Source organism: Maribacter vaceletii, from assembly GCF_003634105.1.
GTDB lineage: Bacteria > Bacteroidota > Bacteroidia > Flavobacteriales > Flavobacteriaceae > Maribacter_B > Maribacter_B vaceletii.
On record NZ_RBIQ01000007.1, the window covers coordinates 73739 to 86612 of the forward strand.

A 12874-nucleotide genomic window follows, 5' to 3' on the forward strand; every position below is an offset into this window, starting at 1 on the left:
AACCAAAGTAGTATGAAAAATGATAATAATATTACCATTCAAAAACCGTGTTCAGAAAATTTTGATACCTTTAGTAAAACTGAATTAGGAGGATACTGTAATTCCTGCGAAAAAGAAGTTATCGATTTTACTTCTATGCGTATGACAGAAATTAACAACTATTTTCTAGTTCCTAGAGCAAATACTTGTGGGCGCTTTAAATCATCTCAATTACAAACTAACAAACAGCATTCTATGACTAATTATATATCTAAAGGAATTGCAACTATGGGCTTCTCTTTACTTGCATTATGTGCCGTTTCTAATGTACAAGCACAAGAAATAGCTAGCACAGATTCAGAAATAAAAACTGGAATTTCTAGTATCACGGTTGGGAAGGTTTCTAATGCATATTCTTCCTATACTGTAAAAGGAATTGTTCTAGATGAAGAAAATACTCCTTTGCCCGGCGTTAATGTTATACTAAAAGGAACAGCAGAAGGTACTGTAACAGATTTAGATGGTAATTTTGAATTCCCTAAAAAACTAGGAAAAAATGACATTCTAGTTTTTAGTTATATAGGATATGATACTAAGGAATACAAAGTAAAAGAAAGTACTTCAGAGACTATCAATATAACTGTTAATTTCACTAACGCGGACGTTGAACTCATGGGAGAAATAGAAATAGGCGGAGTTTACAAAACAAAGCAAAATGTATTTCAGAAGTTCATAGGTCTATTTAAATAATGAAAGGCCTTACCATATTTTTTATTTTCACCTTTATAATTTCTTTTGGCCAACGTAGTGATTTTAAATCTATTAGTTTTAAGAAAGCGGATAGTATTGCCAATAATTATAAAGGTGAAAATTTAAAAAATTTACCGCTTTTAACTCAAAAATTAACTTCTAGCCTAGATACTGAGGTTGAAAAATTTAGAGCTATCTATACTTGGGTTTGCACTAATATAGAAAACGACTACTCTTCCTATTTAAAGACTAAAAAGAATAGAAAAAAAATTAATAAAGACAGAGAAGCATTCTTGCAATGGAACTCTAGTTTTACACCAAAGGTTTTTAAAAAACTATTACATCATAAGAAAACTGCATGCACAGGTTATGCCTATTTAATAAGAGAACTTGCTAAGTTGGCAGCTTTAGAATGCAAAATAATAAATGGTTTTGGTCGTACTGCTAATTTAAAATTAGATAAAAATAGCCTCCCTAATCATTCCTGGAATGTGGTTAAATTAAATGATAAATGGTATTTATCTGATGCCACTTGGTCCGCTGGAAGAGTAATGATTGAAGAAGGCGAACCAAAATTTATAGCAGATTATTTTGATGGGTATTTTTTAGGAGAACCTTCCTTATTTATTAAAAACCATTATCCGTTAGATTTAGATTGGACTTTAATGACCACTACCCCTTCTTTTTCTCAATTCATTAACGGACCTATAGTTTATAAAGAAGCTTTTTCAAATGGTATTATTCCAGTTTCTCCAGAAGTCATGCATATAGAAATTCAAAAAAACAAATCGGTTCATTTTGAACTTTTGCAAACTAAACAATTCACAGGTGAAGAAATAGCTTTGGTTATTGTTAACGGCAGTAAATCTATAACTAGTACCCCAGAAACTATAAAGGTTAAAAATAAATGCACTCTAAAACACACATTTAATAAAACAGGATATTATGATGTCCACATTAAAGTGGATGGATTAATAATTGCCACCTATACAGTAAAAACGCGCAAGTAGTCGAAAACACAATAATCTTATAAAACTTAAAGAAAAATATTACGTATTTTTAGAGTTCAACAACTAAAACCAAGTATCATGAATTCAAAAGTATTTCTAGTATTACGCATCCTTTTTGGACTTTTCCTTTTATTTTTTGGATTAAACAAATTTTTTGATTTTATAATATTTGTACCAGAAACAGAAAATGCTGTAAATTATTTAGAAGCTCTAGAAGTTACAAAAACAATGCACATAGTTGCTATTATTGAAATTATTGCAGGTTTATCTTTACTTATAAATAAATTTGGGGCTTTACTTATGGTTATTCTAATGAGTATATCCATAAATGCAGTTTTATACCATGGAACATTAGAACCAACAACAATAGCTGGCTCCATAATTTTAATCGTATTTAATATTATAATGCTTTATGGTTACAAAGACCATTATACTGATTTACTTAAGGCATAAGTATTAAAAAACGCATCTAAAAATGGCTTCAATTACTTGAAGCCATTTTTATTTTTTCTTATTCTTTGGCGGATATTTATCTAACACCTTATTTACTAAAGTCTGCAAATGTAATTCTCGTTCTTCTGGTGTATGGTTCTCTTTGTAAGTGTCTATACTTATAGCTTGCCAAAAAAGTGCATCCTTTTTTATATCTACAAAATCGAAAGTTATTTCTCTTTTCATTTTGGGCTGCCCTACTGGAATACCTACAGATACGCCATCGCCAATAGAATTACCACTACCACCTACCCCAACACCTACAGTATTCCCATTTGCGGTCTGGTATATTTTACTCTCAATATTTATATAAAAATCTGGCTCTTCAGACAAAAGCATTCCTTTGGTTTGCATGGCTATATCTAAAGCTTTTAGTAATCTTTTAGTATCTAAATCGCTTAAGCCTGTTTCTAAGTCTGAAAAATAATTATAGGTAGTGTAGCTTGTAAAATCTGTAGTTTTCTCAAAATCATACTGCACACGAACAGCGTTACAAGAAAATAAAACAAGAACAAAAAGTAAAGAAAATAACTTTTTCATAGTACATGCTTTTTATAAATGTACATAAAAAAGAGTGCGAAAATCTACATAAATAGATTTTTTCGATTAAACGTTAAGCATATTCCAAAGTTTATCTTTTAGCTCTGTAATGCCCAATTGCGCTACTGAAGATATGAACATGTAAGGCACTCCTTCAAGGTCTTTATCTAACTCAACCTTCATTTCTGCAATAAGTTCTTCATCTAACATATCACTTTTAGATATTGCAATAAGTCTTTCTTTATCTAGTAATTCTGGATTATATCGGCGTAATTCATCCAAAAGAATTTCATACTCTTTACCAATATCCTTACTATCTGCAGGAATCAAAAACAACAAAGTAGAATTACGTTCTATATGTCTTAAAAAATAATGACCTAATCCTTTTCCTTCTGCAGCACCTTCTATAATTCCAGGAATATCTGCCATTACAAAACTCTGAAAATCGCGATACTGTACTATTCCTAAATTAGGTTTTAATGTAGTAAACTCATAATCTGCAATTTTAGGTTTTGCAGATGTTATTACAGATAGTAATGTGGATTTTCCTGCATTAGGAAAACCTACCAAACCTACATCTGCTAATACTTTTAATTCAAATATAAAATCTTTCTCATCCCCTTCCATTCCTGGTTGGGCATAACGTGGCGTTTGGTTTGTAGGCGACTTAAAATGCCAGTTACCACGGCCACCTAAACCACCCTTAAGAATAATTATTTCCTCGCCATCTTTAGTAACTTCATAGATTACCTCTTCCGTTTCAGGGTCTTTAACTATAGTACCCAATGGCACATCTAAATACACATCTTTTCCATCGGCACCAGTACTTCTGCTTTTAGCACCGTGTTCTCCATGTGTTGCTTTAAAGTGTTTCTTAAACTTATAAGTTACTAATGTCCATAAGTTTTTATTACCTCTAAGAATAACATGTCCGCCACGACCACCATCTCCACCATCGGGGCCACCTTTTGTTATGTACTTTTCTCTATGCAAGTGTACAGAACCTTTACCTCCATTACCAGAAGTTAAAAACACTCTTACATAATCTACAAAATTCCCCTCCGTCATACGTACAACTTATTATTCCTGTTATCTCTACTATAAATTATCTATAACACCTGCTAAACGCTCTGTAATTTCAGCAATACTTCCAATACCATTTACGCTATAAAACTTACTTTGCCCTTCATAAAATTCTTTAAGAGGAGCCGTTTTTAAGTTGTATTCATCAAAACGATTACGAATTTTGTTTTCGTCCTGATCATCTGATCGGCCGCTAACTTTTCCTCTTTCTAATAATCTCTGAATTAGTACCTCATCATTAGCTTCTAAAGCTACTGTAGCGTTTATAGTCATGTCTTTAGATTCTAAAAAAGCATCTAAAGCTTCTGCCTGTGCAGTAGTTCTAGGAAAACCATCAAAAATAAAACCTGCAACTTCTGGGTTTTTTTCCACCTCAGCCTGTAACATGTTAATAGTAACCTCATCTGGAACCAATTCTCCTTTATCTATATAAGATTTTGCTAATGTTCCTAATTCGGTACCATTCTTAATATTAAATCTAAAAACATCTCCTGTAGAAATGTGTTTTAAATTATATTTTTCTTTTAAAAATTCGGCCTGGGTGCCCTTCCCAGCTCCTGGTTTTCCAAATAGGACAAGATTAATCATAGTTGTTTGGTTTAGTTGATATACTTCTTTTAAGTTTCTACCTTGTTCATTATAATCTAAGCCATAGCCTACAATAAATTTATCTGGAATATCTAATCCAAAATAATCTATAGGGTATTCCCCTCTGTAAACGCTAGATTTATAAAATAAAGTAGCTATTTTAAATTCTTTTACATTTGTTCTACTAAACAAATGAATAAGTTCTTTTAAGGTCCTTCCAGTATCAATTATATCTTCTAATATAATTACACTTCTACCTTCAATATTTTCTGGCAAGTCTAATAACGTTTCTACTATTCCTGTTGATGTTAAGCCTTGGTAAGAGCTTAATTTAACAAAAGATACTTCGCATGGAAAATCATAGGCTTTTAAAAAATCGGAAACAAACATAAAAGACCCATTAAGTACACCTACAAAAATTGGATTTTGGTCTTTATAATCCGCAGCAATTTTATCTGCAACACTCTTTACAGCAGCAAGAATTTGTTCTTCGCTTAAAAAAGGTTTAAAGGTTTTATCCTGAAGTTTTATTAGTCCCATAATTTTACTAAGTTGGCAAAGATAACATTTTGATGGTGGTTTTTAGATTATATAGAATTGGTTTCTAAGATTTAGCTGTATTTTTGTTATTATTTTTACTAAAGTATAGTATAAACATGAGTTATTTTTCTTCAGATTTTAAATTAGGTATTCTTGGTGGTGGGCAACTTGGCAAAATGCTATTGTATGAAACGCGAAAATTTGACATACAAACTAAAGTATTAGAAGCATCGGAAGATGCACCTTCTAAAATTGCTTGCAATGAATTTGTTTTAGGAAATTTATTAGATTTTGATGCCGTTTATAATTTTGGAAAAAGTGTAGATGTACTTACTATAGAGATTGAAAATGTAAACACTAAAGCTTTAGAAAAATTAGAAGACGAAGGAGTAAAAGTATATCCGCCAACAAAGGCTTTACGTATTATTCAAAATAAAGCTACTCAAAAATTATTTTATACGGATAATAACATTCCAACAGCTGCATTCTCCCGTTTTGCATATACTAGCGAAATAAAAGACAGCATTGAAAATGGCGGGTTACGGTTTCCTTTTGTTTGGAAAGCTGCCCAATTTGGGTATGACGGACAAGGGGTAAAAGTAGTTCGTAAGGCAGAAGATTTAAAAGACTTACCAAATGTAGAATGCATTGCAGAAGAAATGGTTTCTTTTAAAAATGAGTTATCTGTAATTGTTGCCCGTAGTGCATCTGGAGAAGTAGTTACCTATCCTGTGGTAGAGATGGAATTTCATCCAGAAGCTAACCAAGTGGAATATGTTATTTGCCCAGCAAGAATTAATGAAGATGTAGCAAAAAAAGCACAAGAAATAGCGTTAAAAGTTTCTAACAAAATAAAACAAGTTGGGTTACTAGCTGTAGAAATGTTTCAAACTCAGGATGACCAAATTTTGGTAAATGAGGTTGCTCCAAGACCACACAATAGCGGACACCAAACTATAGAGGCCAGTTACACCAATCAATTTGAACAACATATAAGAGCTATCTTAGATTTACCTTTAGGAAGTACTGAAAATAAAGTAGCCGGAATTATGGTAAACCTAGTTGGTGCCGAAGGCCATACAGGTAATGTTGTTTATGAAAACATGGAGCAAATTCTAAAATTAGAAGGTGTAACCCCTCATATTTATGGTAAAAAACAAACACGCCCTTTTCGTAAAATGGGTCATGTAACCATAGTAAATAAAGATTTAAGTAAGGCAAGAGAAATTGCACAACAAGTAAAAGAAACAATAAAAGTTATAAGCAAATAAAGATATGAGCAAAGTAGCCGTAGTAATGGGAAGCACAAGCGACCTTCCTGTAATGCAAGATGCAATAGATATTTTAAAAGGTTTTGATATAGAGGTTGATGTAGATATAGTTTCGGCACACCGAACTCCAGAAAAACTTTTCGATTTTAGTAAAAATGCGCACACTAACGGGTATTCCGTAATAATTGCAGGTGCTGGCGGCGCGGCACATTTACCAGGAATGGTAGCTTCTATGTCTCCCCTACCTGTAATTGGTGTTCCTGTAAAAAGCAGTAACTCAATAGATGGTTGGGATTCTGTTCTTTCTATTTTGCAAATGCCTGGTGGTGTTCCTGTTGCAACTGTTGCCTTAGATGGCGCAAAAAATGCAGGTATTCTTGCGGCACAAATAATTGGTAGTGGCGATAAATGTGTACTAGATAAAATTATTCTTTACAAGGAAGGACTTAAACAAAAAGTTATTGATGGTGCGAAAGAAGTACGAAGTATTTAGTAAAAAGTACAGAATTAAGCTTTAAAAAATTAATATAAATATTATTGAGAGTTTTAAACTTGAATTCTGCAAAGACAGACAGGTTTGACGCTTAAACTTGAACTTGAATACATGAATCCATTATTATCTCCTTTTGATACTGCTCCTTTCTCTACTATAGAAAACAAACATTTTAAACCTGCTTTTTTACAGGCAATGAAAGATGCTAGAGCAGAGATTGATACCATTACAGGAAATTCTGAATCTCCGAGTTTTGAAAACACTATTGAAGCTTTAGAGTTTTCTGGACAACAATTAGACAGAATATCTAGTGTATTTTTTAACCTGAATTCTGCAGAAACTAATGAAGAAATTCAGAAAATAGCACAAGAAATCTCTCCTCTTTTATCTGAATTTGGGAATGATATTACGCTTAATAAAGATTTATTCCTTAGAGTTAAAGCGGTATATGACCAAAAAGAGACACTAACACTAAGTACAGAACAACAAACTTTATTAGACAAAAGATATAAGGCATTTAGTCGTAATGGTGCTAACCTGCCAGAAGACAAAAAAACCAGGCTTAGAGAGATCGATGCAGCTCTTGCAAAACTAAAATTACAATTTGGTGAAAATATTTTAGCAGAAACCAATACCTACCAAAAACACCTTACTAACGAAGCCGATTTAGACGGCTTACCAGATGGTGCTAAAGAAGCTGCTGCGCAATTAGCAAAATCTAAAGATTTAGATGGTTGGTTAATTACCTTAGACTACCCAAGCTATATTCCTTTTATGAAATATGCTAGTAACCGTGAGCTACGTAAAGAACTTACTTTAGCTTTTGGGAGCAAAGGTTTTAAAGGCAATGATTTAGACAACCAGGAAAATGTATTGCAAATTGCAAATCTTAGACATGAGCGTGCTAATCTTTTAGGATACAAAACACATGCACATTTTGTTTTAGAAGAACGTATGGCAGAAACGCCAGAAAAAGTACAAGCTTTTTTAAGCGAAATATTAGAAAAAGCAAAACCTGCTGCAGAACGAGAGTTTAAGCAACTAGAAGATTTTGCAAAGGAACTAGATGGTATAGACCAATTACAAAAATGGGATGGCTCTTATTATTCTGAAAAATTAAAGCAAAAACTTTTTAATTTGGATGATGAAATTCTAAAGCCATACTTTAAACTAGAGAATGTTATTTCTGGCGTTTTTAAAGTATCTGAAAAACTTTTTGGCTTACAGTTTGAAGAGGTTTTTGATATAGACACCTATCACGAAGAAGTAAAAACATATAAGGTTTATGATTTAGAAAAGAATTTCATCTCACTTTTCTATGCAGATTTTCATCCTAGAGCAGGAAAACGTGGTGGTGCTTGGATGACCTCTTTCAAATCACAATACAAAAGAGGCGAAGAAAATGTACGCCCACATATATCTAACGTATGTAACTTTACCAAACCCACTGAAAGCAAACCATCTTTACTAACCTTTAACGAGGTTACTACTCTTTTTCATGAATTTGGTCATGGGCTACACGGAATGCTCGCAAACACAACCTATCCTAGCTTATCTGGAACATCTGTGTATTGGGATTTTGTAGAATTACCAAGTCAGGTTTTAGAAAACTGGTGTTATGAAAAAGAAGCTTTAGAGCTTTTTGCTACACATTATGAAACAGGAGAATTAATCCCAATGGATTTGGTTCAAAAAATAAAAGAATCGGCCACTTTTCAAGAAGGCATGGCAACACTACGCCAATTAAGTTTTGGCTTGTTAGATATGTCTTGGCATGGTTCAGATCCAACAAAAATTACAAATGTAAAAGCACATGAAACAAAAGCGTTTACTGGAACAAACTTATACCCAGAAACAAAAGAAACGTGTATGAGTACTGCTTTTGCACATATTTTTCAAGGAGGGTATTCTTCTGGATATTACAGTTACAAATGGGCAGAGGTTTTAGATGCTGATGCTTTTGCATACTTTAAAGAAAAAGGAATATTTAATAAAGAGGTTGCTACAAAGTTTAAAGACAATGTACTTTCCCAAGGCGGAACCGAAAACCCAATGGTTTTATACAAACGTTTTAGAGGCGCAGAACCTAAGGTCGAAGCTTTATTAGAGCGTGCTGGTTTGTTATAACTAGTTCGTACTAAAAACAAAAAAGCTCCACTAGTAGTACTAGTGGAGCTTTTTTTTATGCTAAGTTCTTATAATAAATCGGTATGATAAATGTACTCCGTTTTAGAATCTAGTTTATATAAATGCTGTAAACGAATTCCTTTTTCCACTTTTTCAAAAGCTTTATATTCTAAACCATCTTCATTATATTGTTCAATAGCAAAAGTAGTATCTGTTCTTATTAAAAAAATATAGCTAGAAGGAGTGTTATAAGATTGTCCTTTTATTTTTACTTTCCCAGCTACTAATTTACCATTCTCAAATTCTGCTGTTCTTTCTACATTACCCTCATCATCATAACCAATAACTTTTCCCTCTAAACTTTCATTATGCAAATTATAAGTTAAGACCTTTTTATCATTTAAATTATACTTAACAATCTCTTTATTTGTTTTACTGGTATGTGTTGTTATAATTTTTCCATCCTTTTTAGTATCTATAGATTTTACTAAACTCCCATCAACATAAGTATCTTCTTGATACGTATCTGAATATGAATTGTAATTAGTTACTTTTCCTTTATAAGGCTTGCCATTTTTATACGTTATTTTACTTAGTACTTCATCTCCTTTATAATAAATAGCGTCTCCTTCTGGTTTACCATTAACATAATTTACGGATGACTTTTTAGAACCAGAAGCATTGTAGGTTACAAAGAGCCCCTCTTTTAAATTGTTCTTATAAGCACCTTTTTCTAGCACACTAGAATTATAATCATACTTTTCATAATTACCATTTTTCTTTCCCTCTTTTATAGTATACAAGACTCTATTTTTTGCATCAAAAGTAGTACCGTTATATAATTCCCCATTTTTAAAAGTAGCTTTAGCAATTAACTTTCCATCTTTATCAAAAAATTTAGCATCTTTAGAACTATCTATATCTTTTACTACTACATATTCATAGCCTTTTTTATCATAATTATAAACCCTTTCATAAGTTAAAGCACTAATTAACTTTCCGTTTTTTATTTCTTCTACTTCTTTTATTTGGTCAGATTCGTAGAAAAACTCATAACGCTTTCCTTCTTTTGTTACAAAATCATAAGTACCAATTTTCTCTCCTTTCTCATTAAAATATACCCCTAGAACTGGTTTGTAATTTTTAAAAACTGTATTACTTTGCGCCTTTCCATTACTATAAAATCTTATTTCTTTTTCTTTATTATAACCGCTAGAATCATACCCCTCAATTGCTTTATAATAAGCATCATTATTACCTTTTCTTAAAGTAGTTACTTTTATTTTTCTTCCTGCTTTATATTCTTCTATTCTATCATAAACACCATTATAATAACTATACTTAACACCATCTTCTGGAGATCCGTAAGACCCACTTCTTAATGTTAAGGTACCCAAAACCTTTCCTTTTTTATCGTAATACGTTTGTAAATCATTTTTTGAAACCATGAATTTAATCTTAGTTTCTGGGTAGTATTTTATCTCTTCAATTAAATCTCCGTCTACATAGGTTATTTTAGAATCTCTGTTATATTGTATTCCATTATAAGGTTTGTAATTTTTATAACTTAAACGTGATTTTTCTTTCCCTTCTTCATCATAAAAAACATCTAACAACTTAACACCATCTTTATAGGTGAAATGGGATTTTATTTTTCCATTCTTATACTTTTCTGTAGACTCTACAATTTTCCCTTCTTCATAAACAGTGCTATAAGAAAGCCAATCTTCTTCCTTTTTATCTTCTTTTTTGGAGTATGAATAATTAGATTTAAAAGTATATTGTGTCCCATTATTAGGGCTCAAATAAGAATTTATCATAGTATAGGTTAAAGAACCCAATTCTTCCCCTTTAGTAGTATAATAAACTGTTTTATAGCTTGGTTCCGAAATAAATTTTTCTCTTATATTTCCGCTTTTATAATATACAGATTTACCTAGCACAGCTCCTCCTTTAGAATAATATTGTATACTAGATATAGAAAATGGATTGTAATTATAATACACCTCTATACCTGCTTTATTTCCGTTAGATAAATATTTAGATTCTCCTAAGAGCTCTCCTTTTTTATCATAATACTTCGTGTATTTTTTTTTGTGTTCCTTATCTAAATACTCTTCGTATCGCAATCCATTTAAATCTCCATTATGATATGTTCTCTTAAAACCATCTTCAATTTCTTTAAAATAAATATAATAAGAACTGTAGTTTAAATTTGTTTCCCCACTTACATATTTGCCATTCTTATAGGTAGAAATTATCTTTTTATCTTGTATATAACTTATATATTCTCCATCTAACTTATTATTTTTATAAGTACCCTCCTGGTAAGCTTTTCCATTTTCTTTATACCAAGTAACCTTACCTTCCCAAAAGTCTTTATCAACATATTTAGATAAAGCATTCATTTGTAAAATACCAGACTTGTAATAATCTTTTACTCTAAAAAAATCTCCTTCTGCTTTTACAGGTGGTCTATAATAACTTGCATTTTCTTGTGTAGTTTTCTTCCATTTAGAGTCATACCACAAAGTATCTTGCTGGGCTACTATATTAGTAGTACTATATAATACTACTGCTACAACTATTATTAATTGTTTTAAACTCTTTACTACCTTCATCATGTAATTTATTTTTAACAAAAGTATTCCTAAAAAATACGTTAAGCATCCCTGTATTTAGGGATTTTATAAAAGTATAACTATAAAACAGTAGCTCTATTTTATAGTTATACAATTTTATTACTAAACCTACCGTTTTAAAAAACCTATATAGTTGTAATTAAAAACCCTATTTACAGGTATCATTAAATTATAAATGCTGAATAAATTTGAGCCCAAATAAAAAAATATGAAAAAAATTATTATTCCAATTTTTTCTTTATTAATCTTTTCATGTAGTAAAGATTCTACTAATGAGTCTAATGATATAGGTAATAACAATCCAGAATTTACAGCTAATCAAAGTTTTAGTATCGAAGAACATTCTGCTTTTGAAAGCAGTATTGGTACTATTAAAGCTATAGATAAAGATAATGATGCGCTAACCTATACGATACAATCTGAAGCCGATTTAATAATAAATGAAAACACCGGAGAAATTACTATAGGCGAGAATACCATATTAGATTTTGAAACTACGCCAAGTATTTCTGCTACCATATCTGTTTTTGATGGTACTACTATTGTAGATGAAGATATTACTATTACTCTAGAAAATATTGAGGAATATGCTGTTTTAACCGCAGAACAAAAAGAGCTTGTAGATTATTTTAGATATTTAACTTTATGGGAAGACTCTAACACCTTAAGCGCTATTCAAAAATGGGGAGCACCAATGAAAATTTTTCTAGACGGTACTATAAGCTCAGACTACCGTGCAACGGTACAAAGTGTATTAGACCAGTATAACACCTTATTTAATTTAGGAGAATTCTCAATTACTATTGTAGATACCAAAGCAGAGTCTAACGCCCATTTATATTACGGAGAAGCCCAAGAAATAGAGGCTCTATGGCCAGATATGTATGAGATTATTGAAGGTAAAGCGTATCATGGATATGCTATAAGTTCTGGAACTGGCCTTGCTCTTAATAATTCTAGAATTTGGATATCTAGTCCAATAGAAACTTTACTAAAACATGAAATAGGACACTCCTTAGGTCTTGGTCACTCAAATAAATGTGATGAGGAAAAGAGCTTTTTATGCTCTACTATAAGTCCAAATAACGACTTTTTAGATGTAGAAAAAGAAATTATACGTTTTCTTTACCATGAAGATATGGTTCCTGGAACAACTGCAGAAGAATTAAACAATGCTGTTGGGAATCTAATTTTATTAAGGTAAATAACCACGTAGCGTATAAATTTTGATTATCAAGTAAGCATTCTTACAAGAATGTTATTCTTCATAAAATAATAAGTTATAAATAGGCAGATGCGTTACATGTATTTGTCTATTTTATTTTAAATAAATTTAGATTCACTTTTAAAATAAAAAAC

11 protein-coding genes are annotated in these 12874 nt (G+C 31.4%); 7 read left to right on the plus strand and 4 right to left on the minus strand.

The window, feature by feature from the left end; all coding sequences use genetic code 11:
* Positions 1 to 12 precede the first annotated feature (12 nt).
* The 3 genes from CLV91_RS00480 (at position 13) to CLV91_RS00490 (ending at position 2192) form a co-directional block, all read left to right on the plus strand.
* Complete coding sequence (locus tag CLV91_RS00480) at positions 13 to 729, plus strand: carboxypeptidase-like regulatory domain-containing protein (protein WP_121062897.1); 717 nt, start codon at positions 13 to 15, stop codon at positions 727 to 729.
* Positions 729 to 1739 carry a transglutaminase domain-containing protein gene (locus tag CLV91_RS00485; protein ID WP_121062899.1) on the plus strand — a complete coding sequence of 337 codons (1011 nt, stop codon included), beginning with the start codon at positions 729 to 731 and terminating at the stop codon, positions 1737 to 1739. Before CLV91_RS00480 ends, CLV91_RS00485 begins: the two co-directional genes overlap by 1 nt.
* A 78-nt stretch (positions 1740 to 1817) precedes the next feature.
* Positions 1818 to 2192 (plus strand): DoxX family membrane protein, encoded by a 375-nt coding sequence (locus CLV91_RS00490; protein WP_121062901.1) that lies wholly within the window; start codon positions 1818 to 1820, stop codon positions 2190 to 2192.
* 48 nt (positions 2193 to 2240) lie between these two features.
* Here the strand turns inward: CLV91_RS00490 and CLV91_RS00495 are convergent, their stop codons facing one another.
* The 3 genes from CLV91_RS00495 to CLV91_RS00505 all read right to left on the minus strand — a co-directional run bounded on the left by CLV91_RS00495 (position 2241) and on the right by CLV91_RS00505 (position 4982).
* Positions 2241 to 2771 (minus strand): DUF4136 domain-containing protein, encoded by a 531-nt coding sequence (locus tag CLV91_RS00495; protein ID WP_121062903.1) that lies wholly within the window; start codon positions 2769 to 2771, stop codon positions 2241 to 2243.
* A 66-nt stretch (positions 2772 to 2837) separates the two neighbouring features.
* Complete coding sequence (gene obgE, locus CLV91_RS00500; RefSeq protein ID WP_121062905.1) at positions 2838 to 3839, minus strand: GTPase ObgE; 1002 nt, start codon at positions 3837 to 3839, stop codon at positions 2838 to 2840.
* Between the two features lie 30 nt (positions 3840 to 3869).
* Positions 3870 to 4982, minus strand: a complete 1113-nt coding sequence (locus CLV91_RS00505) for an adenylate kinase (RefSeq protein ID WP_121062907.1) — start codon at positions 4980 to 4982, stop codon at positions 3870 to 3872.
* A gap of 116 nt (positions 4983 to 5098) precedes the next feature.
* Here CLV91_RS00505 and CLV91_RS00510 point away from each other — a divergent pair, with 116 nt between their 5' ends.
* From CLV91_RS00510 to CLV91_RS00520, 3 genes are all read left to right on the plus strand, one after another.
* On the plus strand, positions 5099 to 6253 hold the full coding sequence (locus tag CLV91_RS00510; protein ID WP_121062908.1) for a 5-(carboxyamino)imidazole ribonucleotide synthase: 1155 nt from the start codon (positions 5099 to 5101) through the stop codon (positions 6251 to 6253).
* A gap of 4 nt (positions 6254 to 6257) precedes the next feature.
* Positions 6258 to 6746 (plus strand): 5-(carboxyamino)imidazole ribonucleotide mutase, encoded by a 489-nt coding sequence (purE, locus tag CLV91_RS00515; RefSeq protein ID WP_121062911.1) that lies wholly within the window; start codon positions 6258 to 6260, stop codon positions 6744 to 6746.
* A 111-nt stretch (positions 6747 to 6857) separates the two neighbouring features.
* Positions 6858 to 8873: a M3 family metallopeptidase gene (locus CLV91_RS00520; protein WP_121062913.1), complete on the plus strand. Its 2016-nt coding sequence runs from the start codon at positions 6858 to 6860 to the stop codon at positions 8871 to 8873.
* A gap of 68 nt (positions 8874 to 8941) precedes the next feature.
* On the opposite strand, the gene CLV91_RS00525 is transcribed toward CLV91_RS00520, so the two are convergent.
* A complete protein-coding gene (locus CLV91_RS00525; RefSeq protein ID WP_147406394.1) occupies positions 8942 to 11497 on the minus strand; it encodes a toxin-antitoxin system YwqK family antitoxin in 2556 nt (851 codons plus the stop codon).
* Between the two features lie 226 nt (positions 11498 to 11723).
* On the opposite strand from CLV91_RS00525, the gene CLV91_RS00530 reads away from it, so the two are divergent.
* Positions 11724 to 12719, plus strand: coding sequence for a DUF2927 domain-containing protein (locus CLV91_RS00530; protein ID WP_121062917.1), 996 nt, complete (start codon positions 11724 to 11726; stop codon positions 12717 to 12719).
* Positions 12720 to 12874: the final 155 nt, after the last annotated feature.